At 66.7% G+C, this 22,136-nt stretch carries 25 protein-coding genes and 2 pseudogenes; 16 read left to right on the forward strand and 11 right to left on the reverse strand.

Annotated features, from left to right (window positions below; all coding sequences use genetic code 11):
* Positions 1 to 173: 173 nt before the first annotated feature.
* A complete protein-coding gene (locus tag KZO24_RS15825) occupies positions 174 to 392 on the reverse strand; it encodes a DUF1192 domain-containing protein (RefSeq protein WP_036525606.1) in 219 nt (72 codons plus the stop codon).
* A 184-nt stretch (positions 393 to 576) separates the two neighbouring features.
* Complete coding sequence (locus tag KZO24_RS15830) at positions 577 to 1,545, reverse strand: MlaA family lipoprotein (protein WP_271182621.1); 969 nt, start codon at positions 1,543 to 1,545, stop codon at positions 577 to 579.
* 189 nt (positions 1,546 to 1,734) lie between these two features.
* Here KZO24_RS15830 and KZO24_RS15835 point away from each other — a divergent pair, with 189 nt between their 5' ends.
* Together KZO24_RS15835 and KZO24_RS15840 are read left to right on the forward strand one after the other, a co-directional pair.
* Complete coding sequence (locus KZO24_RS15835) at positions 1,735 to 2,736, forward strand: NAD(P)H-quinone oxidoreductase (RefSeq protein WP_271182622.1); 1,002 nt, start codon at positions 1,735 to 1,737, stop codon at positions 2,734 to 2,736.
* A gap of 199 nt (positions 2,737 to 2,935) precedes the next feature.
* Positions 2,936 to 3,643, forward strand: coding sequence for a DUF1013 domain-containing protein (locus KZO24_RS15840; RefSeq protein WP_486486574.1), 708 nt, complete (start codon positions 2,936 to 2,938; stop codon positions 3,641 to 3,643).
* A gap of 167 nt (positions 3,644 to 3,810) precedes the next feature.
* Here KZO24_RS15840 and KZO24_RS15845 read toward each other — a convergent pair whose 3' ends face one another.
* Genes KZO24_RS15845 through KZO24_RS15865 form a run of 5 tightly spaced genes read right to left on the reverse strand, consistent with a single transcriptional unit; the run spans position 3,811 to position 5,411 of the window.
* Complete coding sequence (locus KZO24_RS15845; protein ID WP_008831387.1) at positions 3,811 to 4,257, reverse strand: bactofilin family protein; 447 nt, start codon at positions 4,255 to 4,257, stop codon at positions 3,811 to 3,813.
* Position 4,258: 1 nt separating this feature from the next.
* Entirely contained in the window at positions 4,259 to 4,588 is a 330-nt protein-coding gene (locus KZO24_RS15850; RefSeq protein ID WP_486486575.1) for a M23 family metallopeptidase, read from the reverse strand.
* Positions 4,504 to 4,803, reverse strand: a complete 300-nt coding sequence (locus KZO24_RS15855) for a hypothetical protein (RefSeq protein ID WP_486486576.1) — start codon at positions 4,801 to 4,803, stop codon at positions 4,504 to 4,506. The genes KZO24_RS15850 and KZO24_RS15855 overlap by 85 nt, the downstream gene beginning before the upstream one ends.
* Positions 4,804 to 4,816: 13 nt before the next feature.
* A complete protein-coding gene (locus tag KZO24_RS15860; protein ID WP_486486577.1) occupies positions 4,817 to 5,074 on the reverse strand; it encodes a hypothetical protein in 258 nt (85 codons plus the stop codon).
* A 31-nt stretch (positions 5,075 to 5,105) separates the two neighbouring features.
* A complete protein-coding gene (locus KZO24_RS15865) occupies positions 5,106 to 5,411 on the reverse strand; it encodes a hypothetical protein (RefSeq protein WP_486486578.1) in 306 nt (101 codons plus the stop codon).
* 243 nt (positions 5,412 to 5,654) lie between these two features.
* Here KZO24_RS15865 and KZO24_RS15870 point away from each other — a divergent pair.
* The 11 genes and pseudogenes from KZO24_RS15870 to KZO24_RS15920 all read left to right on the forward strand — a co-directional run bounded on the left by KZO24_RS15870 (position 5,655) and on the right by KZO24_RS15920 (position 15,093).
* A pseudogene (locus KZO24_RS15870) lies at positions 5,655 to 6,945 on the forward strand (glutamate-5-semialdehyde dehydrogenase).
* A gap of 8 nt (positions 6,946 to 6,953) precedes the next feature.
* Positions 6,954 to 7,618, forward strand: a pseudogene (locus KZO24_RS15875) (nicotinate-nucleotide adenylyltransferase).
* Positions 7,619 to 7,731: 113 nt separating this feature from the next.
* Positions 7,732 to 8,133, forward strand: coding sequence for a ribosome silencing factor (gene rsfS, locus KZO24_RS15880; RefSeq protein WP_008831383.1), 402 nt, complete (start codon positions 7,732 to 7,734; stop codon positions 8,131 to 8,133).
* A 112-nt stretch (positions 8,134 to 8,245) separates the two neighbouring features.
* Complete coding sequence (locus tag KZO24_RS15885; protein WP_008831382.1) at positions 8,246 to 8,671, forward strand: 23S rRNA (pseudouridine(1915)-N(3))-methyltransferase RlmH; 426 nt, start codon at positions 8,246 to 8,248, stop codon at positions 8,669 to 8,671.
* 109 nt (positions 8,672 to 8,780) lie between these two features.
* Positions 8,781 to 9,158 (forward strand): reverse transcriptase-like protein, encoded by a 378-nt coding sequence (locus KZO24_RS15890; protein WP_486486579.1) that lies wholly within the window; start codon positions 8,781 to 8,783, stop codon positions 9,156 to 9,158.
* A 716-nt stretch (positions 9,159 to 9,874) separates the two neighbouring features.
* A complete protein-coding gene (locus tag KZO24_RS15895; protein WP_486486580.1) occupies positions 9,875 to 10,579 on the forward strand; it encodes a murein hydrolase activator EnvC family protein in 705 nt (234 codons plus the stop codon).
* Between the two features lie 305 nt (positions 10,580 to 10,884).
* Entirely contained in the window at positions 10,885 to 12,237 is a 1,353-nt protein-coding gene (locus tag KZO24_RS15900; protein WP_271182627.1) for a S41 family peptidase, read from the forward strand.
* 19 nt (positions 12,238 to 12,256) lie between these two features.
* Complete coding sequence (locus tag KZO24_RS15905) at positions 12,257 to 12,742, forward strand: disulfide bond formation protein B (RefSeq protein ID WP_271182628.1); 486 nt, start codon at positions 12,257 to 12,259, stop codon at positions 12,740 to 12,742.
* Position 12,743: 1 nt separating this feature from the next.
* Positions 12,744 to 13,265 carry a demethoxyubiquinone hydroxylase family protein gene (locus tag KZO24_RS15910; RefSeq protein ID WP_486486581.1) on the forward strand — a complete coding sequence of 174 codons (522 nt, stop codon included), beginning with the start codon at positions 12,744 to 12,746 and terminating at the stop codon, positions 13,263 to 13,265.
* A 162-nt stretch (positions 13,266 to 13,427) separates the two neighbouring features.
* Positions 13,428 to 14,003: a hypothetical protein gene (locus tag KZO24_RS15915; RefSeq protein ID WP_271182630.1), complete on the forward strand. Its 576-nt coding sequence runs from the start codon at positions 13,428 to 13,430 to the stop codon at positions 14,001 to 14,003.
* A 235-nt stretch (positions 14,004 to 14,238) separates the two neighbouring features.
* The gene (locus tag KZO24_RS15920; RefSeq protein ID WP_271182631.1) at positions 14,239 to 15,093 is read left to right on the forward strand and encodes a sulfite exporter TauE/SafE family protein; all 855 of its coding nucleotides are present in this window, start codon (positions 14,239 to 14,241) and stop codon (positions 15,091 to 15,093) included.
* A gap of 186 nt (positions 15,094 to 15,279) precedes the next feature.
* On the opposite strand, the gene fabI is transcribed toward KZO24_RS15920, so the two are convergent.
* The 3 genes from fabI to KZO24_RS15935 are packed head-to-tail and all read right to left on the reverse strand — an operon-like array spanning position 15,280 to position 17,971.
* Positions 15,280 to 16,083 (reverse strand): enoyl-ACP reductase FabI, encoded by an 804-nt coding sequence (gene fabI, locus KZO24_RS15925; protein ID WP_036525594.1) that lies wholly within the window; start codon positions 16,081 to 16,083, stop codon positions 15,280 to 15,282.
* A 21-nt stretch (positions 16,084 to 16,104) separates the two neighbouring features.
* Positions 16,105 to 17,046, reverse strand: a complete 942-nt coding sequence (locus KZO24_RS15930) for a YihY/virulence factor BrkB family protein (RefSeq protein ID WP_271182632.1) — start codon at positions 17,044 to 17,046, stop codon at positions 16,105 to 16,107.
* Positions 17,036 to 17,971 (reverse strand): DnaJ C-terminal domain-containing protein, encoded by a 936-nt coding sequence (locus KZO24_RS15935; RefSeq protein ID WP_271182633.1) that lies wholly within the window; start codon positions 17,969 to 17,971, stop codon positions 17,036 to 17,038. The genes KZO24_RS15930 and KZO24_RS15935 overlap by 11 nt, the downstream gene beginning before the upstream one ends.
* 170 nt (positions 17,972 to 18,141) lie before the next feature.
* On the opposite strand from KZO24_RS15935, the gene pdxH reads away from it, so the two are divergent.
* A complete protein-coding gene (gene pdxH / locus KZO24_RS15940; protein WP_271182634.1) occupies positions 18,142 to 18,765 on the forward strand; it encodes a pyridoxamine 5'-phosphate oxidase in 624 nt (207 codons plus the stop codon).
* On the forward strand, positions 18,762 to 19,697 hold the full coding sequence (locus tag KZO24_RS15945) for a cation diffusion facilitator family transporter (protein ID WP_271182635.1): 936 nt from the start codon (positions 18,762 to 18,764) through the stop codon (positions 19,695 to 19,697). The genes pdxH and KZO24_RS15945 overlap by 4 nt, the downstream gene beginning before the upstream one ends.
* 546 nt (positions 19,698 to 20,243) lie before the next feature.
* On the opposite strand, the gene KZO24_RS15950 is transcribed toward KZO24_RS15945, so the two are convergent.
* On the reverse strand, positions 20,244 to 20,846 hold the full coding sequence (locus tag KZO24_RS15950; protein ID WP_486486582.1) for a hypothetical protein: 603 nt from the start codon (positions 20,844 to 20,846) through the stop codon (positions 20,244 to 20,246).
* A 289-nt stretch (positions 20,847 to 21,135) separates the two neighbouring features.
* Between KZO24_RS15950 and KZO24_RS15955 the strand changes: the two genes are divergently transcribed.
* Entirely contained in the window at positions 21,136 to 22,128 is a 993-nt protein-coding gene (locus tag KZO24_RS15955; protein ID WP_008830882.1) for an adenosine kinase, read from the forward strand.
* The last annotated feature ends 8 nt before the right edge of the window (positions 22,129 to 22,136 follow it).

The following is a 22,136-nucleotide window of genomic DNA, read 5'->3' on the forward strand; positions in this document are numbered from 1 at the left end:
TTAGGCGACCTTCATCGTGAGGGACGGCTCTCCCGGGAGGTTCCCGGCCCGCAGGGGAGATTGGCGGGTCAGGGTTACGAGGTTGATATAGGGACGTTCAGGATGGTTGCGAGGGTGGCCATGGGGGTAAGCGCCCGAGGTCGCCCGAAGGCTGCCAGAGGAGGCTGCGATTCTCAAGATGATCGCGGCCTGAACAGGGCGTCCGCCGCGAGGCGGTGAGCCGATGATGCGTTCCGGTGCGCGCGGATGCGGGCGATCTCGATTTCGAGAAGCGCAACCCGCGCGTCGAGTTCGTCCAGCGAATAGCGATCGAGGCTTTCACCGGCGAGGTGGCTGGCGGCTCCGAAGTCGCCCTCGGATGACCGCCGCAGAGGTCGGTCTTCTTCGTCCATTGCGGTGCAGCATCGGACTGGAATGCGAGGCTGTCAATGGGTCCTTCGACAGGCTCTGGAAGAGCGGGGGATATGACCCACGGTGGAACTGTTTTCGTCATTGCGAGCGCAGCGAAGCAATCCAGGGCAGCACTACGCCGCTCTGGATTGCTTCGCTGCGCTCGCAATGACGAAGGTGGGAAGGTTACGGCTTTTGGGCACTCGGCTCGGGCAAGGGCTTTTCATCACCCACCACCGGCTCCGCAATGCCCTTGCGCGCGCGGTATTCCGGGCTGTGCAGTGCGTCCACTTCGGCCTGGCGACGCTTGAGGTAGAAATCGCGCGTGGCCACGTAAGGGTCGGCGGCGGCACGGTTGGCCTTGATCTGCTCGTCGAAGGCGACTCGGTCGTTCATCGACTTCACTATGCCGGTGGAAAGCCCGTAGACCGGCTTGTTGAACGGCTTGCCGACCAGCGTGGGCAACACTGCCAGATCGAGCACGCGCCCGACGAGGTCGCGCGCCGTCGTCGGACCCAGCACGGGCACGAACAGGTACGGCCCGTTGCCGATGCCGTGATAGGCGAAAGTGTTGGCGAAACCGTTCTCGCGGTAAGGCAGGCGGAACGGCTTGCGTTTGGCCATGTCGAACAGCCCGGCGACGCCGACCGTACTGTTGATGACGAAGCGGCCTGCCGTCTCCATCGCCTTGCCCGGCTTGAACTGCAGCAGGTAGTTCACGAAGACGATCGGCTCCGCGAGGTTGATGAGGAAGTTGCGCAGGCCGTTGCGGATCGGCTTGGGCACGACCCGCTCGTACGTTCCCGCGACCGGGGCGACGACCACCTTGTCCACCGCCTCAACCACCGCGAAGCTGGCCGCATTGACGCCCGAGAACGGGTCGGCCTCTATCTGGCGGGGGCTGGAACTGACGATGATGACATTCTCGTCCTCCGCCGCAGGCACGCTGCCGGGCGGGGGCGTTCCCGCAGGCGGGGCCGGAGCGTGAATGATCGGCGCGTGGTCGGGCAACGGCTGTGCCGCGACGTTCGGCAACGGCTGCGCCGCCACTTCCTGCACAGGAGTCGTCACTGCGCCCGGCGTCCCGATCGCCGGGTGATCCTGAAGGTTGGCTCCGCCGCCCGCCAACAGGACGGACAGAGCTATAGTCGACACGCCCACTTCCGTACTTCCTCTGATGAACCCATCCGCACGGTACGGCTGCGACCCGAAGTGGAGTGAACACCACTATCATCATAAAATCGAGAGACTTTGTCAGTGCGACTGCATGCACCGTTCCACTTCGGGAGGCAGGGCCAAGAAAGGGAGTTCCCCACCCCTCCATCCTGTGGCACAGGGAGGTTCATGTTAGCTGACCTTCCTGTCACCATGACCGCCGTGGGTTACGATGCACCCGGCGGCCCCGAAGTCCTGCGTCCTGAAACGGTCCCGGTGCCCCGGCCCGGTCCCGGCGAAGTGCTGGTCAAGGTCGCCTTCGCGGGCGTCAATCGCCCCGACGTGGTGCAGCGGCTTGGCAATTATCCGCCGCCGCCGGGCGCCTCGCCGATTCCGGGGCTGGAGGTTTCCGGCACCATCGCGGCATTGGGCGAAGGTGTGAGTCAGTTTCTCCCCGGTCAGGAAGTCTGCGCGCTCGTTTCGGGCGGGGGCTATGCGCAATACTGCATCGCCAAGGCCGGGCACTGCCTGCCGGTGCCCGAGGGCTTGTCCCTTGCGGAAGCCGCGGCGCTGCCGGAAACTCTTTTCACCGTTTGGCACAACGTCTTCGAGCGCGGCCTGGCGCGTGAGGGCGAGTGGCTGCTCGTCCACGGCGGCACCAGCGGTATCGGCACGATGGCGGCGATGCTGGGGCGGCACTTCGGGCTGACGGTCATCGTCACCTGCGGCTCGCCCGACAAGTGCGCGGCGGCGCTGAAGATCGGCGCGCATCACGCGATCGACTACAAGGCCACCGATTTCGTCGAGGAAGTCGCGCGGATTACCGGAGGGCGCGGCGTCGACGTGGTGCTCGACATGGTCGCGGGCAGCTACGTCGCGCGCAACCTCAAGTGCCTCGCGCCCGATGGCCGCCACGTCACCATCGCGGTGCAGGGCGGCGCGAAGGCGGAGGTGAACATGGCGGTGGTCATGACCCGGCGCTACACGCTGACCGGCTCGACCCTGCGCCCGCGCACGGACGCGTTCAAGGAAGCGGTTGCGCAGGAGATCCTCGAATGCGCCTGGCCGCTGGTCGAGGAAGGCCTGCTGCGCCCGGTGATGGACACGCGCTTCCCGCTCGCCGAAGCCGCCGCCGCGCATGCGCGGATGGAGGCCGGAGACCACGTCGGGAAGATCGTGCTGGAGGTGTGAAGGTGCACTTATGGTACCCTTGAGTGCCTTTGAGTGCCGTCAAATCATGCCCCAAATTGCGTTCCACGTGAAACGCATCGACGGAATGACGCAATTTTCGGCCCCTTTTGCTTGCTCCTTCGGCAAAAATTCCCTAAATCGAAACCGTGAGGCCGCTCCGCGAAGGGGCGGCCCTTATTGTTTCCGCCGGAGATAGAGAATGAGCCAGCCCACTCCGCTGATGCCGCACGCGACCGCCTCGTGGCTGGTCGACGTTACCTCGCTGACTTTCGAGCAGATCGCAGAATTCTGCGGCCTGCACATGCTCGAAGTGCAGGCGATGGCCGACGATCTGGCGTCCAGCAAGTATACCGGCCGCGACCCCGTTCGCTCGGGCGAGCTGACGATGGAAGAGATCGAGAAGGGGCAGGCCAACCCCGAGTACAAGCTGCGCATGCGCAAGGTGCCGCTCGCGCAGAACCGTACCAAGGGCCCGCGCTACACCCCGGTGTCGAAGCGCCAGGACAAGCCTGACGGCATCGCCTGGATCCTGCGCAACCACCCCGAGGTTTCGGACGCGCAGATCGGCAAGCTGATCGGCACCACGCGCAACACCATCGCGGCGATCCGCGACCGTTCGCACTGGAACATCGCCAACATCACCCCCAAGGACCCTGTCACGCTGGGCCTGTGCTCGCAGCGCGAGCTGGACGCCCTCGTCGCCAAGGCCGCGAAGAAGGCGGGCATCCAGGACACCGGCGAGGGTGATGAGCGTCTGGTCGATGACCGTCAGGCCCTGATCGACGAACTGCGCGCAGAGCGTCAGGCGCAGGTTCAGGCCGCGTCGGAAGCCGCGCAGGAAGCCGAAGTCGCCGCCTGGCTCGAAGCCAAGCGTGCTGCCGAAGCCGCCGAGGCCCGCGGCGAGTAACTTTGCTTCAGCCTGACGGCTGAATCGAAAGGGGACATGGGAGTTGATCCCATGTCCCCTTTTTCGTGTCCGCTCTCGGGGGCTTCGACAAGCTCAGCCTGAGCGGGGTTTGAGGTTTACACTACTTCCGCTCACCCTGAGCTTGTCGAAGGGTCACGGCTGAGCCCTCACTCTGCCGCTGCGGAAAGCTCCTCTTCGTCTTCCTCGGCGATGACCTCGATCGGCGCCGAAGCGGGCAGGCGAGCGATTGACGGCGGCATCTGTCCGCCATTGGGCGACAGGCGCCCTTCGAGGCGCGCGCCCTGTTCGATGGTCAGCGTGTCGTAGGACACGTCGCCCTCGATCCGCGCGGTCTTGAGGATCACGACCTCGCGCGCCGAAACCGATCCGCGCACGAGCCCGGCGACGCGTACCGATTCGGCCCGCACCGCGCCGTTGATCTCGCTGCCTTCGCCCTGGATCAGGGCCTTGCAGGAAATGTCGCCGTTGACGCTGCCGTCGACGTGCAGGTCGGCGCTTGCCGAAATGTCTCCGCTGATGACGGTGTCGCCGCCCAGCATCGAGAAGCTCGAACTGTTGATGCTCGCACGCGAGCTTATGAAGGCCTTGGCCATGTCAGTGGTTCTCCTCCTGGCCCCTGTTGCTGCTGTTGTTCGCCCCCTGAAGACGTGCCGCTTCGAGGAACGGACGCGGGTTGACCGGACGGTCGTTCACGCGAACCTCGAAGTGGAGATGCGGGCCGGTCGAGCGCCCGGTGCTGCCCATTGCACCGATCAGCGCCCCGGCATCGACGTCCTGACCCACGCGGGTGCGGAAGCCGGAAAGGTGCCCGTAGCGGGTCATCAGCCCGTTGCCGTGCGTCACCTCGATGCAGTTGCCGTAACCGGACTTCTGCCCGACGAACGTGACGCGCCCCTTGGCGGCGGCGTAGATCGGCGAGCCCATCGGCCCCGGGAAGTCGAGGCCCGCGTGGAACGCGGCGCCGCCGGTGAAGGGTCCGAACGATAGCCGTAGCTGGACGAGACGTAGGCGACGTGCGCCGGGCTCACCTGCGGGATCGAGGCGAGGCCGTTCTCCAGCGCGTCCATGCGGGCAAGGCTCTTGCCCATCGTCAGGAAGCGCGGATCGACGCTGCCGTCGGCCCCGGTCGCCAGCTTCACCAACGGACCACCCTCAGCCATGTGCGCGCGCGAAATCATCGCATTGGGATTGAGCCCCAGCTTGCGAGATCGAAGCCATCGCCGCGTCCGAACGCTGGTCGGCGTAGCGGGTGAGGCGATCGACGAGCGCCAGTTGCTTCGCCTCGATGTCGGCAAGGTTGCCGACGCCGGGAACGGCGGCGCTGACCTTCTTGGCGGTCGCTACGGTTCGGGCCGTAGGTTGCCCCTCATCGGCCTCTTCAGGGACATCGTCGATATGGGCATCGACCACCTGGGTGATGAATTCCTGGCGCCGCTGAAGGTCAGCGACTACCGAGATCGACGTTGCGGCGGTACTGCGCGACGCTCTTCTCGGCCTTGGCGACATTGGCCGCGCGCTCGGCGAGGGCAGCGCTTTCGCTGCCGACGGATGCCTGCGAGAGCGCCAGAGCGCCGACCGATGCGGCCCACATGCCGAGCACGCCGACGGCTGCACCCGCAGCGATCTTCTGTGCCCGCGCGGAAACGCGGATGAAACGGACCTGTCCCTGCGACCGCATGATGAACTCGCGGTCGGGGAACGCCGTCCTGAGGCGCTGGATGAACGCCCCGGTTGACTTGGAAAGCAAAACGACCCCGCTTGAAATCTATGTCTCAGTCCCGGATCGCGCCGGTAGCAGGCGGTAGTTACCAAAGCAGATCGGCTTGGCCCGAACCTCTGCGGAATCGGGGCGAGTCGAAAACAGATAGCGGTGAGCCGAGGAACCTTACCTTGGCGCGACCGTGAGACGACATACGAGATCGATTGCATGCGTGCATTTTGGCGGCTGCATTCCGGTGACAACTGCACGCTGGAATGATAGGCCGCGCCCATGACTTTGCAGAGCACCCTGACCGCCGAACCTGCAGCGCTCTCGCCCGAGGCGCTTGTCGAGCAACTGGCCCGCGACGGCCGGGCCGCGCAGCGCGTACTGGCGAAGCTGACGGACGCCGATAAGGCCGCCGCCCTGCGCGCCGCCGCCACGGCGCTGCGCGAGGCTGAAGGGGAAATTCTCGAAGCCAACGCGAAGGACATCGCGGCTGGCGAGGCTAAGGGACTGTCAGGTGCGATGCTCGACCGCCTGCGGCTCGATGCCGCGCGGCTGGCCGGCATTGCCGGTGCGGTCGATCAGGTCGCGGGCCTGCCCGACCCGGTGGGCGAGGTGATCGCTTCCAGCGAACGCCCCAACGGCCTCAAGCTGTCGCGCGTGCGCATTCCCATCGGCCTGATCGGCATCATCTACGAAAGCCGCCCGAACGTCACCGCCGACGCTGCCGCGCTGTGCCTGCGCTCGGGCAACGCGGTGCTGCTGCGCGGCGGCAGCGAGGCGATCCATTCCAACCACGCGATCCGTGCCGCCTTCGCGAAGGGTCTCGCCACCGTGGGTCTGCCCGAGGCGGCGATCCAGCTGGTCCCGACGCAGGACCGCGCGGTGGTCGGCGCGATGCTGACGGCGGCGGGCCTCATCGACATGATCGTGCCGCGCGGGGGCAAGAGCCTCGTCGCGCGGGTGCAGGCCGATGCGCGGGTGCCCGTGCTCGCCCACCTCGATGGCATCTGCCACACGTATGTCCACGCCTCGGCCGATGCCGGGATGGCGCGCGACCTGACGCTCAACGCCAAGATGCGCCGCACCGGCATCTGCGGGGCGATGGAGACGCTGCTGCTCGACACCCAGTTCCCCGAGAGCGAGATCGGTCGTTGCCGGCCTGCTCGACGCGGGCTGCGAACTGCGCGGCGATGCCCGTGCGCAGGCGCTCGACCCGCGCGTGCTGCCCGCCAGCGACGAGGACTGGGACACCGAATACCTCGACGCCGTGCTGGCCGTCGCCGTGGTCGACGGCATCGAACCGGCACTTGAGCACATCGCCGCGCATTCCTCGCACCATACCGATGCGATCGTTACCGAAGACGCGGAATCGGCCGAGCGCTTCCTTGCCGAAGTCGACAGCGCGATCGTGATGGTCAATGCCTCCAGCCAGTTCGCCGACGGCGGCGAGTTCGGCCTCGGCGCCGAGATCGGTATCGCCACCGGCCGCCTGCACGCGCGCGGTCCCGTCGCGCTGGAGGGCCTGACGACCTACAAGTGGCAGGTGCGCGGAACCGGGCAGGCCCGGCCCTGAATCTGGTTCTGAGGCGGACCCGAACCCGCCCCGGCCCCGTCACGGGCCTGCTCGGCGGCAGTTTCAACCCGGCCCACGGTGGACACCGCCGCGTCACCCTGTTCACCGTCGAGGCGCTTGCGCTCGACGAAGTGTGGTGGCTGGTTTCGCCGGGCAATCCGCTCAAGCCCAAGGCCGGGATGGCCCCGCTGGCCGCGCGGATGCGTTCGGCGCAGCGGCAGGCGCGGGGCGCCCGCATCCGGGCCACCGCGATCGAGCGCGAACTGGGCACCCGATACACCGTCGACACCCTCCGCGCGCTCCTTCACCGCTACCCGAAACGGCGCTTCGTATGGCTGATGGGGGCGGACAACCTCGCCCAGTTGCACCGCTGGAAGGACTGGCGGACGCTGTGCCGACTCATGCCGATTGCGGTAATCGCGCGTCCGGGGTATGATGGCGCTGCCCTCGCGAGCCCCGCGATGGCCTGGCTGGGGAAATTCCGGAGACCCTGACCAGTCTTCGCGGTCCGGAAGAGTGGAGCGCACCCGCGCTGGTGACATTGCGATTCGACCCCGATACGCGGTCGGCAACGGCGATACGCCAGGCCGATCCGGACTGGGCACGAAGGTTCTCAGATCGACCTTCGCGTGACGCGGTCACGTACCACTTGATCCCCGGAACGGCGGAATGATCGGCTTTCAGGCCATCTTCCCGCATACCCGGCTTACACGGCAAACGATCGAACGCGGCAGGATGGCCTTCATCCTGCCCGGTCGGTTTTGAAAGGAGCAGAACCCAACCAAGATGCCACAGGCAGAACTACAGCCGGAATCAACCGGCGCCACCCCGCTTCCGGTCACGATCGAAAGCGATGATCCGTTGCTGAACCTCGTGCTCTCGTCGCTGGACGACGATCAGGCGCAGGAGCTGGTGACGATCGACCTCGACGGCAAATCGAGCATCGCCGACTTCATGGTGATCGCCTCGGGCCGTTCGACCCGCCAGGTTGCGTCCATGGCGCAGAAACTCGGCGAGCGACTGAAGCAGAACGGCTTCGGCCATCCGCGTATCGAGGGCCTTCCGGCGGCCGACTGGGTGCTCGTCGATGCGGGCAGCGTGGTCGTCCACCTGTTCCGTCCCGAAGTGCGCACGTTCTACAACCTCGAGCGGATGTGGGGCTTCGACGGCCCGTCCGGGGCAGCCTGATCGCTGCCTAGAGGATGATCCTCCGGTCGCGACGGTGACCGGAAAATCGCAAGGAAATCACGCGGGGGCCCTGCTCCGTCCCCGCGTTCCGGCCTGATTGCACCCTGAACCCATGCTGCTGCACATCATTGCTCGCGGAAAGATCGCCCGCTCGCCTGAGGGTGAGATGCTGGATCGCTACGCGAAGCGCATCACCTGGCCGTTCAGGCACAGCGAGCTGCCCGATGTCGGCGGCAAGGTGCCTCCTCCCGCCCATACCCCGGTCCGTGAAGTCCTGCTCGACGAGCGGGGCAAGCTGATGAGCTCGGAAGAGTTCGCCGCGCTGCTCGGCCGCTGGCGCGACGAGGGCGTGCGCGAATGCCGCTTCCTGATCGGCGCCGCCGACGGCCACGGCGACGAGGCGCGGGCGCAGGCCGACCACCTTCTGTGCTTCGGCCGCATGACCTGGCCTCATCTGATGGTCCGCGCGATGCTCGCCGAACAGCTGTGGCGCGCCACCGCGATCCTTGCCGGGCATCCTTACCACCGCTCGGGCTGATGAAGCGCCGACTCATCCGTCATTGCGAGCGCAGCGAAGCAATCCAGGGCGGTTTACGCGGCCCTGGATTGCTTCGCTGCGCTCGCAATGACGAAACCGGGGAGATGGGATGAAGCGCCTGAAGGCCTTCTTCGACGGCGGCTGCCGCCCGGATCCCGGCCCCATCGAGGTCGCCGTGGTGATCCGCGGGGTGGCGCATGTCTTCGAGGATTGCGGCTGCGGCACCAACAGCGATGCCGAGTGGCTGGCGCTGATCCATGCACTGGAACTCTGCCGGGAGCAGGGGCTGGAACAGGTCGAGCTGATCGGCGATGCGGTGGAGGTTGTGCGTCAGGCCAACCGGGCCTTGCGCGACGGGCATGGCCCGGGGCGGCACGCGGCGCGCTTCCTTGCGCTGGCGGCTCAGGTTCGTCCTGCGCGCATACGGTGGATCAAGCGTGAGCAGAACCTTGCCGGAATTGCGCTGGCCGCGCGCCATCCAAGGTGAAGGCATTTTATCCTCCCTGTTCCGCAGGAATGGGGAGGTGGCAGCGCGAAGCGCCGACGGAGGGGTCTTCTCCCTTCCACCACCGACTTCGTCGGCGGTCCCCCTCCCCATTCCTGCGGAACAGGGAGGATAAAGGCGCATTTCGTCTCTTCCCGCGTGACTCCGGCTGTCCTAACACGACGCCGTGAAGCCAGCCCACCGCATTCTCCTGACCGTCACCGCGCTGGGCTCCGTTGCGTTTGCCACGCAGGCGCTGACGCAGCAGGGCGGGCTTGCGGTGCTCGACCCGGCGGTCGATGCGCGGCAGGCGCAGGCGGACATGATCGCCGCCCGGCGCGAAGGTGCAGCGGCTCGCAAGCGGGCGGAAAAGCTGGAAGCGCGTGCCCGCGAAGTCACCGAGCAGGCCGAGACCACTGCGCGTGAGGCCGCCGCCATCGCCGCGCGGATTCAGGAAACCGATGCGCAGATCGCCGTGCAGCGCGCGCAGATCCGGCTGATCGCTTCGCAGCGGCAGGGCCTGAGGGCGCAGTTAGCGCAGAAGCAGGGGCCTCTGGCGCGACTCACCGGGTCATTGCAGCGGCTGTCGCGGCGGCCTCCGTTGCTGGCCCTGTTGCGGCCGGGATCGGTGCGCGATGCGGTTTACATGCGGGCATTGCTCGACACGATGCTGCCCGAGGTGGAGGCGCGCACGGCGGGCCTGCGGGTAGCGATCGAGCGTGGGCGGGCGCTGGAGCAGCAGGCCAAGGCCGCCGCGGCCGGGCTCTCGCAGGCGCAGGCGCAGATGCGCGAGCGGCGCGGGCAACTCGCCGCCATCGAGATCGCGCCAGCGGCTGGCCGGGCGCGAAGCCAGCGGTATCGCCGCGCGGGAAAGCGACCGGGCATTGGCGCTGGCGGAGAAGGCGCGCGATCTGGGCGATCTGGTGGTGCAGGTCGGCCGGCAGGGGGAACTGCGGGCGAGCCTCGCGGCGCTGCCGGGGCCGATCATGCGGCCCGCCCGGCCGGAGGATGCGCAAGTCATCGGCGCCGGGCAGTTCACGCCGCTGCCCGAGGGATTGTCCAGCTACATGCTGCCGGTGACCGGGCGGCTGGTAACCGGATTCGGCGAGGATGCGCCGGGGCAGGCGCGCTCCAACGGGCTGGTCATGGCCCCGCGCGCGTATGCGCAGGCGGTCTCTCCGGCGCCGGGGCGAGTGGCTTTCGCGGGGCCGTATCGCGGCTTCCAGAGCATCGTCATCATCGAGCACGACGGCGGCTGGACCTCGCTTGTCACGGGCCTGGCGCGGCTGGACGTGGCAGTGGGTGCGCAAGTGGTCGCCGGGTCTCCGATCGGCGTGACCGGGCCGGGCGATCCGCGCGTGATGGTCGAGCTGCGGCAGGGCGGGGCGCCGGTCAATCCGCTTCAGTATATCCGGGCATTGTAAGGCGTCGTTCCGCATCAGGGCTGATCGTAGCCTTGTGCGCAGGAGGATATTCGTCATTGCGAGCGAAGCGAAGCAATCCAGGGCGACGCGAGACTGCCCTGGATTGCTTCGCTTCGCTCGCAATGACGAAAGTAGAGGGTGGAGGACGACGATGCCGCTTTTTCGGGCAATTAGCCTGATGCCTCCTATATGAACGCAAATCCTGCCGTTCCGCTGGCGTTCACGGTCATCGGACGATAGGATGACGGTCATGAACCCCGCCGGCCACCGCGCCGGACCGACGCATTGAAGAGGCATCACGCCCGATGAAGATTGCCCCGCTAATCCGCGCTACCCTGCTGGTTTCCGCCGTGGCCGTGCTGCCTGTGGCGACCTCTGGCCTGTCGGCGGTGGACACGCGCACCAGCCATGAATTCGACAAGCTTTTCACGATCTACCAGATCGTGAAGGACAATTATGTCGACCAGGTGAGCGACGACAAGCTGCTCAAGGGCGCGATCGACGGCATGCTGGCCAGCCTCGATCCGCATTCGAACTACCTCGACGGCCAGTCGCTGCAGCGGCTGGAGACGATGATCGACGGCAAGTATACCGGCCTCGGCCTCTCGGTGGTCGAGGATGACGGCGCGGTGAAGATCGTCTCGCCGTTCAAGGGCAGCCCGGCGGAGAAGGCGGGGCTGAAAGCGGGCGACTACATCACCCACCTCGATGGCGTGCTCTATTACGAGCGCGATCTGGACGAGGCGGTATCGAAGATGCGCGGCGAGGCTGGCTCCTCGATCCGCCTGACGATCTTCCGTCCGGGCCGCGACGCGCCGTTCGACGTCACCGTGACGCGCGGCGTGATCGAGCTTGAGCCGGTGACCTGGGAATTCAAGGACAACGTCGGCGTGATCTCGGTCAACGAGTTCTCGCGCGATGTCGGTAACGACGTGAACAACGCCATCTCCGACCTCAAGAAGCAGGCGGCGGTGAAGGGCGGCAAGCTGACCGGCCTCGTGCTCGACCTGCGTTCCAACCCCGGCGGTTCGCTGGACGAGGCGGTGGCGCTGTCCGACCTGTTCCTCGACCATGGCGACATCGTCTCGCAGCGCGGGCGCAACGCGAACGAGAACCAGTTCTACCGCGCCGAATCGGTGTTCAAGGGCGACGTCGCCAAGGGCCTGCCGGTCGTCGTGCTGGTGGACGCGGGTTCGGCCTCGGCTTCGGAGATCGTCGCTGGCGCACTGCAGGACCAGCACCGCGCGGTGATCATGGGCGAGCGCACGTTCGGCAAGGGCTCGGTCCAGTCGTTCCTGCCGCTCGACCAGAACAGCGCGATCAAGATCACGACGGCGCGCTACTACACGCCTTCCGGCCACTCGGTGCAGGAGGGCGGCATCGCCCCCGACATCAAGGTTCCGCAGCTGTCCGATCCCGACGCCCGTGCCCGCGCCGAACGTGCGGTGCGCGAGTCCGACTTGCGCGGCCACCTCATCAACGAGGCGGCGCTCAAGGACAAGGATCTGGAAACCGACAAGCAGGATGATCCGCGCTTCAAGGTGACCGCCGCCGAACTGGAAAAGCAGGGCATCAAGGACTTCCAGCTGCACTACGCGATCTCCACGCTGCAGCGTACGGCGGGCAAGCCCGCGCTTGCCGCCGTTTCCAAGAACTGACGGCAGGGGCACGAAGGGCATGGCCGTTTCCGCCGCACCGTCCGTGCGCGCCGCGCGTATGCTGGCGCTTGGCATTCCCGTTATCGCCCTCGGCGGGGCGCTGGTGAGCCAGTACGTGTTCGGGCTCAACCCTTGCGAGATGTGCTGGTGGCAGCGCTATCCGCACATGCTGGCCATCGTCTTCGCGCTGCTGGCGTTCTTCTGGCGGCCGGTGCGCCCGCTGGTGGCCGTCGCGGCGCTGGCGGTGCTGGTGTCCGGGCTGATCGGCGGCTTCCACGCCGGGGTCGAATATAAGTGGTGGGAAGGCGTGACCGCCTGCACCGCCAGCCCCTTCGCGGCAGGCGGCGATCCGCTCGACGCGATCATGAAGGCGCCGGTGATCCGCTGCGACGTGGCGCCGTGGAGCCTCTTGGGCATTTCGCTGGCGGGCTTCAACTTCCTGTTCTCGACGCTGGGCGCGCTGGCGGTCTTCGCCCTCATCGCCCGCAGCGACCGAAAGGCTTGAGATGAACGCGATGAGCAAGCGCAGCGAACGGATGTTGCGGGTCGATCAGGCGGGCGAATTCGGCGCCAACCAGATCTACGCGGGCCAACTGGCGGTGATGGGCACGCGCGGTCCGCACTCGACCGAGATCGCCGGCATGGCCGCGCAGGAGACCGAGCATCAGGCGAAGTTCGACGCGATGATCGCGCAGCGCGGCGTGCGTCCGACGCTGCTGCAGCCGGTGTGGTCGGCCGCGGGCTTTGCGCTGGGCGCGGCGACGGCACTGATCGGGCCGGAGGCGGCGATGGCCTGCACCGCCGCGATCGAGACCGAGATCGACCGCCACTATACCGAGCAGCTCGAGGAACTGGGCGACGAAGACCCCGAACTGGGCGCCGCAATCCTGAAGTTCCGCGACGAGGAGCGCGAGCACCGCGATGCCGCGCTGGCGGCGGGCGCGGAGAAGGCCCCGGCCTATCCGCTGCTGTTCCACGCGATCCGCATGGGCTGCCGCGTGGCCATCAAGCTGTCGGAACGGATCTGACCTCTCGCGGGTTGTCTGGTTGTATTTGCCGCGTTTTCCGAGTCATCGGGTGTTTCCACCCGATTAGAAAACGCTCTTAAGCTGTCATTCAACCCGTAGCCTGCCTATATCGGGTGCGACCCGATCATGACGCCTCCGGGCCGATACCTGCTGGAGCCACCGATGACCCGCCTTCTCCTCACTGCTGCAGCTGCCGCTCTTTCGCTAGCCGTCGCGCCCGCCGCATTCGCACAGGACGCCGGGCTTACCGATCCGGGCGGGGAGAAGGTCAACCAGCTGATCATCTACGGCGACGATCCGTGCCCGCAATCGGCCTCGGGCGACATCACCGTCTGCGCGCGCAAGCCCGAGGAGGAACGCTACCGCATCCCCGAGCCGCTGCGCGGCATCGACCAGCCCCAGTCCGAGGCATGGGCGAACAAGGTTCAGGCTTACGAAACCGTGGGTCGATTCGGCACGCAGAGCTGTTCGCCGACGGGTTCGGGCGGCTGGCTGGGCTGCACGCAGCAGCTCATCAACAGTGCCTACGCGGAGAAGGCGAACGGTTCCGAGGTCCGCTTCAGCGAACTGATCCAGGCCGAACGTGAAAAGCGCCTCTCCACCATCGATGCCGATGCAGCCGCCGACCAGGCGCGGGTCGAGGAAGCGGAGAAGGCCTACTTCGAGCAGCGCCAGCGCCAGGAGGCGCAGCAGGATGCGGCTGCCGGCGCTACCCCGCCGCCGCCAAGCGTCAAGTAACGCGCCAGACCTTCGTCATTGCGAGCGTAGCGAAGCAATCCAGAGCGGTTTCATACTCCCTGGATTGCTTCGCTACGCTCGCAATGACGAGTTGAGGAGGGTTCCGGTTTTGCTGGGGCAGACGCCTCACAAGCCCCTCTTCACCCCCTGAAACCCGAATTCCGCTTGTCTTGGGCGGGCAAACCGGCTGGAACGGCGCCCGACAACATAAGCCAGGCAAGGATACGGGTTCGCGATGGGCGTGACGGGTTCGATCGATTTTTTCCATGCCATCGCGGGGCTGCTCGTCGGTCTGCTGGTCGGATTGACCGGGGTGGGCGGCGGCTCGCTGATGACGCCGCTGCTGGTGCTGCTGTTCGGCGTCAGCGCCAAGACGGCGGTGGGCACCGACCTGCTGTTCGCCGCCGTGACCAAGATCGCCGGATCGGCGGTTCACGGCTCGCGCGAGAGCGTGGAGTGGAAGATCGTGCGCCGCATGGCCATGGGCAGCGTGCCCGCCGCCGTGGTGACATTGCTGGTGATGGCCCGGATGGGTTCGGTCGGCAAGTCCACGGAGCACGTCATTCTCCTCTCGCTGGCCTGCCTTCTGGCGCTGACTTCGCTCGCGGTCATCGGGCGCAAGTGGCTGTTCCGCCATGCCCATGACGGCGCCGCACAGCGTTCGCCGATGGTGGAACTCGGCGGCACGATCGCCCTGGGTGCGCTGATCGGTGTGGCCGTTTCGGTGTCCTCGGTGGGGGCGGGAGCGATCGGGGTCACCGTGCTCTTCGTGCTCTATCCCCGCCTGCCGGTGGCGCGCATCGTCGGGTCGGACATTGCCCATGCCGTGCCGCTGACGCTGATCGCGGGCACCGGGCACTGGATCATGGGTGACGTCAACGGAACGCTGCTGACCAACCTGCTGATCGGCTCGATTCCGGGCGTGGTGGTGGGCAGCTACCTGTCCTCCCGCGCGCCGGACAAAGTGCTGCAGCCGCTGCTGGCGGCGGTGCTGGCGGTCTCGTCATGGCAACTGTTCGTGAAGGCCGGCACGCCGGAGAAGGTGAAGGTGGACGTGATCGCTCCGGCCAAGGCGGCGGAGGTTCGCTGAGACTTCGTCGTCCCGGACTTGATCCGGGACCGCTGGCCGAGACCGACCCGGCCCACGGCAGGGTGCCTTGCCTATCGCTTACTTCTAAAGACAGCCACCGGTCCCGGATCAAGTCCGGGACGACGAAAATGGAAAAGGCCGGAGCATCAGCCCCGGCCTTTTTAATTTCAACGGATCGTCCAGCCCTCAGGCCAGCGCGATATCCGGTGCGTCTTCCTGCTTCATGCCGACGAGGTGGTAACCCGAGTCCACATGATGCGTCTCGCCGGTCACGCCCGAGGACAAGTCCGACAGGAAGTACAGGCCCGAGCCGCCCACGTCCTCGATCGTGGTGTTGCGGCGCAGCGGCGAGTTCAGCTCGTTCCACTTGAGGATGTAGCGGAAGTCGCCGATGCCGCTGGCGGCCAGCGTCTTGATCGGGCCGGCCGAGATCGCGTTGACGCGGATGCCTTGCGGGCCGAGGTCGTTGGCGAGGTACTTCACCGAGGCCTCGAGCGCCGCCTTGGCCACGCCCATGACGTTGTAGTGCGGCACGACCTTCTCGGCGCCGTAGTACGTCAGCGTCAGGATCGAGCCGCCATTCGGCATCATCGCCATCGCGCGCTTGGTCACGGCGACCAGCGAGTAGGCCGAGATGTTCATCGTCATCAGGAAGTTGTCGAGGCTGGTGTCGACATACTTGCCGCGCAGCTCGTTCTTGTCCGAGAAGCCGATGGCGTGGACCACGAAGTCGATCGTCTCCCAGCGCTCCGCCAGAGTGGCGAAGGCGGTGTCGATCGCGTCCATGTTCGACACGTCGCAGTCGATGAGGAAATCGGAGCCGAGGCTTTCCGCCAGCGGCCTCACCCGCTTGGCCAGCGCCTCGCCCTGATAGGCGAAGGCCAGTTCGGCCCCCTGTTCGTGCAGCTTCTTCGCGATACCCCAGGCCAGCGACTTGTCGTTGGCGAGGCCCATGATGAGCCCCCTCTTGCCGTGCATCAGACCGGTCATTCGTTTCTTCCTGTAACCACTTTAATCGTTGGGCCCGTTCGCCGGGCCGGAACCCGCGCCGAATTCCACGGGGACACCTGTACCCTCGTTCGCCTGCGCGAGCGCCGCGTTCAACTCCGCGCCTATGACCATCCCTAAGCCGACAAGCCAGAAAAAGAAAAGCGCGATCATCACTCCGGCGAGGCTTCCGTACGTCAAATCGTACATGAGGAAACTCTGCAACACTTTCGGCAGCGCCCAGGCGACCAGCAGCCACCATAGCGTGACGAACGCCGCTCCGGGCCATTTGCGGTAGCGCCGCTTCTGGTATGCCGAAGGGGTGAGCAGATAGAACAGCAGATAGATCGAGACGAAAATGCCGCCTCCGCTCATCGCCGTAGTGAGCGCCATTTGCTCGGAGAGGCTGTCGAGCCTGGGGAACAGCGTCGCCAGCACCGTCTCGGCGGTCGAGAGCAGCACTTGCGAGGACAGTGAGATCAGCAGCAGCAGCACCGAGCCGAAAATCACCGCGCTCGACACCAGCCGGGATCGCCAGAAGCGGTGGCGCTTCTTCGCGTCGTAGGCGCGGTGGAGAATGTCGCGGATGGTCTCGATCAGGCTGCCAGAGGTCCACATGCCGAGGAAGCCGCCGATCCACAGCAGCCAGCCATGGCGCGCGGCGGCGACGTCGTGGGCCACCGGGCGCAGCACGTCGCCCACGCGCGGAGGCAGGGCGCGCAGGATGGTGTCGATCGAGGCGCCCATCTGGTCCTGCTCGCCCAGCGCCGAGAGGATCGCGGCCAGCGCGATGAAGAAGGGGAACAGCGACAGCAGGCTCATGTAGGCAAGGTTGCCCGCATGGATGAACCCGTCGTCCCAGGTGCCCGACACGACGCGGCCGATTACGCGGAAGGTCCGGGTGCCCGGTCCCGCCTTGCGCCGCAGCTTTTTGCTCAGCGCCTCATGGTCAGGATCAGACGCCAAACTTCCCGCGCACGTCGCGGCTGTCATGCCAGCCTTCGAGGCGGGCGGCGAGGTCTGCGTCCCCCTCGGGCAACGTGATCTGCAGGGTGATCAACTGGTCGCCGCGCGTGCCGTCCTTGCGCGTCATCCCGCGTCCCTTGAGACGCAGCGCCTTGCCCGAGCTGGAGCCCGCCGGAACCGAAAGCATCACCGCCCCCGAAGGCGTCGGCGCCTTGACCTTGGCGCCGAGCAGCGCTTCGTCCAGCGTGATCGGCAGGTCGAGGCGCAAGTCGTCACCGTCGCGCCGGAAGAAGGCGTGCGGCTGGATGTGGACGGTGACGGTGGCATCGCCATTGCCGCCGGGGCCGGGCTCGCCCTTGCCCGCAAGGCGCATCTGGGTGCCGTCCTCGACGCCCGCAGGCAGCTTGAGGTCGATGGTCTTGCCGTCGGACAGGGTGATGCGCTGGGGCTTGAGTTCCGCCGCGTCGGTCAGCGGCACGGCAAGGCGGTAGTTCACGTTGGCGCCCTTGGGCGCGGCGCGGCGACCGCCGCCCATGCCGCCCATACCGCCGCGCGCACCGCCGCCGCCGAAGATGCCGCCGAAGATGTCTTCGAGGTCGATCCCTTCCTCGGCTCCGAAGCCGCCGCCAAAGCCGCGCTGGCCGCCGGGACCGCCGCCATAGCCGCCTCCGCCGAAGCCGCCGCCGAAGGGGCTGGCCGGGTTGCCCTCGGCGTCGATCTCGCCCCGGTCGAACTGGGCGCGCTTGGTCTTGTCGGACAGCAGGTCGTAGGCGCGCGTCACGTCGTTGAAGCGCGCGGCCGCCGCCGGGTTGTCCTTGTTGGTGTCGGGGTGGAGTTCCTTCGCCAGCTTGCGGTAGGCGGACTTGATGTCCTTTTCGCTCGCACCGCGGGGCACGCCAAGGGTGGTATAGGGATCTGCTGCCATGATGCCCCTAGCTAGGTTGCGTGGCGGGTTTGGACAAGCGCTCTCGCAGGTTGCGCGGAACGTTTGCGTTCCCTAGTTCGCACAGGAGACTTGTCCGCGATCAAGGCCATCTCCCGTGCAACCGGGCATCCGCGCAAGGGTTCCCATCTCGAAACGCAGGAATTCGCACAGTGACCATAGCGCATCCTTCCGAAACCGACGCCCGCGAGGTTATCCCGCATGGCGATCCCTTCGCGCTGTTCACGCAGTGGTACGATGAAGCGCGCGAGACGGAACCCAACGATTCCAACGCAATGGCGCTCGCCACCGCGACGCCGGACGGCCAGCCCTCGGTGCGCATGGTGCTGCTGAAGGGCTACGACACCTCAGGCTTCGTGTTCTACACCAATGGCCACAGCCGCAAGGGGCAGGAGATCGCCGCCAACCCGCAGGTCGCGCTGCTGTTCCACTGGAAGAGCCTGCGCCGCCAGATCCGCATCGAAGGCACGCTCTCGCCCGTCAGCGAGGCCGAGGCCGAGGCCTATTTCCATTCGCGCGCCCGCGACTCGCAGCTCGGCGCAGTGGCGTCCGACCAGTCCGCCCCGCTCGATTCGCGTGAAACCTTCCTCGCCCGCTATGAGGACGTGCGTGCCCGCTTCGAGGGCGGCGAGGTCGAGCGTCCCGCGCACTGGGGCGGCTGGCGCGTGCGCCCGCAGGCGATGGAGTTCTGGCACGACCGCCCCTATCGCCTCCACGAGCGCCGCCGCTTCGAGCATGGCCCGGACGGCTGGGCCAGCAGCCTCCTCTACCCGTGAGCGACGCCTCGGCCTCTTGGGGCGCTCTGAACCGCAGCGCAGCCTTCGCCAGCATCGGCGCGGCAACGTTGCTGATCGCGATCAAGGGCTGGGCGGCATGGTCCACCGGCTCCACCGCGATGCTGGGGAGCCTGGCCGACACCGCGCTTGACCTCGTCGCCAGCGTGGCGACCTTGCTGGGCGTGTGGATCGCCGCACACCCGCCCGACGACAAGCACCGCTTCGGTCATGGCAAGGCCGAGGCGATCGCGGCGCTGTTCCAGATCGTGCTGATCTCGATCTCGGCGCTGGGCATCGCCGCGCGGGCGGTGGAGGATTTCTTCGCGGGCGCAAGGGTCGAGGCGGCGGGCACCGGCATCGGCGTCTCGCTGGCGGCGATCGTGGTGACGTTCGCGCTGATCGCCTGGCAGCGCCATGTGATCCGCCGGACCGGCAGCCTCGCGATCGCGACCGACAGCGTGCATTATCAGTCGGACCTGCTGCTCAACGTCGCGGTGATCGCGGCGCTGGTGATCGACCAGTACCTCGGCGTTTCGGGCGCGGACCCACTGTTTGGCCTCGGCATCGCGCTGTGGCTGGCCTGGGGCGCCTGGAAGGCGTCCGAGGAGGTGCTCGACCAGCTGATGGACCACGAGTGGCCGGCGGAAAAGAAGGAGCGCTTCCTCGAGGTGCTCGCCCGCAACCCCGACATCACCGGCGTCCACGACTTGCGCACGCGCACGTCGGGTAACCGCGATTTCGTGCAGTTCCACGTCTGGGTCGACGCGAACATGACCGTGCGCGAGGCGCACAAGGTGATGGATGCTCTGGAAGCGCGGCTGAAGGCGGAATTTCCCGGCACCGAGATCCTGATCCATCCCGACCCGGAAGGGCTTGTGGACGAGGCTGGGGATGCGGGGCTGGACGTGCTGCCGCCGATCCGGGTGGGTTGATGCAATTGTGGCGGCTTACGCCCCATTGCGGCCGTTTGATGCCACTGGCATGTGTGCGGCATGCGAGGTTTAGACAATTATCCAATTAGCGTTTCGGTCACAGCGGGCTGCTTAGCTTTTGTTCTGGCCTTATTTGCCCAAGCGACCATGGGCGCATTTGGGTCGATGCTCGGCCTTGCGCTCGCAATCGTCTCGGTCAGCCTGTTCACATCAGCAATCAAGCGCTCGAGGAAGCAGTAACGCTTCGGCGGAGCGGCAACTATCCACCCAAACCCACCGTCACCCTGAACTTGTTTCAGGGTCCATCAAGCCGATAGTTCAGGTTCCCGATCAGCAAACCGAGATAGCAGTTTGCGACTCAATATCACCGGCACCAACCGCCCGATGGATCCTGAAACAAGTTCAGGATGACGAAGCCTATCGGGAAAAGTACACTTTCCACCCAAATCAGCCTGAGCGGTCAGGGTGGGGTGATCGCAAGTCACCACCCAATCCCGGGGTAGCCCTGAAACACTTCACGAATAAGGGCATCGGCAGAACCGATCCTCACCTCTGTCGCAGCGCCGCCACGCACGCCGCCCGGTCCACGTTCTGCCCGTCCGAGGAACGCCGCGTTTCCACGTAGGTGGCGTGCGGCTCTTTCGACGTCGTGCTGGGATAGAGGAACACGTCGAGCACGCAGGCGGTGCCGGTGAACTGCAGCTTGCGCGCGTCACCTTCCCACACGTCGAGGCGGGGCTCCCCGAACATGCGGGTGAGCTGGCCCTGGTTGGCGCCGATCACGCCTTCGAGGCCCGGCGCCATCTGCACGGCGGCGTCGCGCGGTGCGGCGCGGGTCGGCTGGCGGGTGACGGGGACGCCCTTGATCCGTTTGCCGGGTGGCGGCGCGGGCGTGCTCGCCACGCTGCCGCCGGTCGACGAACAGGCCGACAGGGCAAGCGCCAGCGCAGCCGCACCGAGCGGAAGAAGGAAGCGGGGCTGCAGGGGGAAGACGTCGTGCTCATGATCGCCTGCGGCATCGCCCGGCGGCGCGGCCGAGTCAACGGGCCAGCGCCCGGAGCGCTTGCACCTGCGGGGAACGGCGGCTTTCCTACAAGTGCGGGGCCCGGGTATCCTGACGCCATGTTTCGGATTTCCCCCATGCCACACCTGTCAACTTGCGCCGCGCGCAAGGTTACACTTTGCGCCTGCAAGGTGACACATCGCCTGCACAAGGTGACACCTTTGCGGCACAAGGTGACACATCGGGGCTTACAAGGTGACACTTTCGGGCCCGAAATGGCTCAAAATCGCCGCAAGGTGACACCTTTTCCCTCTGGACCGTGTCAACCGTGTAAACCTGCGTCACCTTGCAGCGCATCCGGCCGCGCGCTAGTCGCTCGGGCAATCGAAATTCCCGGACCTGTTTCCGGCCTCCACTGAAGGACTTACCCACCCCATGACGCAACCCCGTCTGGACGTCATCGCCATCGGCAACGCCATCATCGACGTCATCGGCAACTGCTCGGACGCGCAGATCGAGGAACTCGGCCTGGTGCGCGGCGGCATGCAGCTGATCGACGGCGATCAGGCCCGCACCCTCTATGACGCGATGGGCCCGGCCCGCGAAGTCTCGGGCGGGTCGGCCGCCAACACGTTGGCGGGCCTCGCCGCGCTGGGCGCCAAGTGCGGCTTCATCGGCCAGGTCGCCGACGACCAGCTGGGCGAGGTCTTCACTCATGACATCCGCGCCGGTGGCATCGAGTTCGACGTTCCCGCCCGCGCCGGCGAGACGCCGACCGCGCGTTGCCTGATCTTCGTCACCGCCGATGGCCAGCGCACGATGAACACCTTCCTCGGCGCCTCGCACCTGCTGTCCGCCGACATGGTGGCCGACGCGACGATCGCCGAGGCGGCCGTGCTCTACCTCGAAGGCTACCTGTGGGACCCGGTCGAGCCGCGCGCGGCGATGCGCAAGGCGATCGCGGCGGCGCGCGCCGCCGGCCGCAAGATCGCCTTCACGCCGTCGGAATCGTTCATCATCGATATGCACCGCGGCGATTTCCTGTCGCTGATCGACGATGGCCTGATCGACCTCCTCTTCTGCAACGAGACCGAGCTGGCGACGCTGACCGGCCTGTCTTCGTTCGAGGACGGCATCGCGATGCTGGCGGCCAAGGTTGCGGTGCTGGTCGTCACCAAGGGCGCCGAGGGCGCCGTGGCGCTCTCGGGCGGCGAGCGTGCCGAAGTTGCCGCGCAGCCGATCGAGCGCGTGGTCGACACCACCGGCGCGGGCGACCTGTTCGCGGCGGGCTTCCTCTACGGCCACGTGCGCGGCAAGGGGCTTGAGGAAAGCCTCAAGATGGGCGCAATCTGCGCGAGCGAGATCATCTCGCACTACGGCGCACGTCCTGAGTGTGACCTCGCGGACTTCGTCGCTGCACGTATGTAAGGAGATAC

The organism is Novosphingobium sp. NFX11 (assembly GCF_057376415.1).

Coding starts and splice junctions, on each gene's coding strand:
- KZO24_RS15850 (WP_486486575.1), bottom strand. CDS start 4,588: ATGGGCTCGCCGATCTACGCCGCCGCCAAGGGGCGCGTCACGTTCGTC.
- KZO24_RS15890 (WP_486486579.1), top strand. CDS start 8,781: ATGAAGCGCCTGAAGGCCTTCTTCGACGGCGGCTGCCGCCCGGATCCC.
- KZO24_RS15910 (WP_486486581.1), top strand. CDS start 12,744: ATGAACGCGATGAGCAAGCGCAGCGAACGGATGTTGCGGGTCGATCAG.
- KZO24_RS15825 (WP_036525606.1), bottom strand. CDS start 392: ATGGACGAAGAAGACCGACCTCTGCGGCGGTCATCCGAGGGCGACTTC.
- KZO24_RS15835 (WP_271182622.1), top strand. CDS start 1,735: ATGTTAGCTGACCTTCCTGTCACCATGACCGCCGTGGGTTACGATGCA.
- KZO24_RS15900 (WP_271182627.1), top strand. CDS start 10,885: ATGAAGATTGCCCCGCTAATCCGCGCTACCCTGCTGGTTTCCGCCGTG.
- KZO24_RS15915 (WP_271182630.1), top strand. CDS start 13,428: ATGACCCGCCTTCTCCTCACTGCTGCAGCTGCCGCTCTTTCGCTAGCC.
- KZO24_RS15935 (WP_271182633.1), bottom strand. CDS start 17,971: ATGGCAGCAGATCCCTATACCACCCTTGGCGTGCCCCGCGGTGCGAGC.
- KZO24_RS15955 (WP_008830882.1), top strand. CDS start 21,136: ATGACGCAACCCCGTCTGGACGTCATCGCCATCGGCAACGCCATCATC.
- KZO24_RS15920 (WP_271182631.1), top strand. CDS start 14,239: ATGGGCGTGACGGGTTCGATCGATTTTTTCCATGCCATCGCGGGGCTG.
- KZO24_RS15905 (WP_271182628.1), top strand. CDS start 12,257: ATGGCCGTTTCCGCCGCACCGTCCGTGCGCGCCGCGCGTATGCTGGCG.
- KZO24_RS15885 (WP_008831382.1), top strand. CDS start 8,246: ATGCTGCTGCACATCATTGCTCGCGGAAAGATCGCCCGCTCGCCTGAG.
- fabI (WP_036525594.1), bottom strand. CDS start 16,083: ATGACCGGTCTGATGCACGGCAAGAGGGGGCTCATCATGGGCCTCGCC.
- KZO24_RS15845 (WP_008831387.1), bottom strand. CDS start 4,257: ATGGCCAAGGCCTTCATAAGCTCGCGTGCGAGCATCAACAGTTCGAGC.
- rsfS (WP_008831383.1), top strand. CDS start 7,732: ATGCCACAGGCAGAACTACAGCCGGAATCAACCGGCGCCACCCCGCTT.
- KZO24_RS15840 (WP_486486574.1), top strand. CDS start 2,936: ATGAGCCAGCCCACTCCGCTGATGCCGCACGCGACCGCCTCGTGGCTG.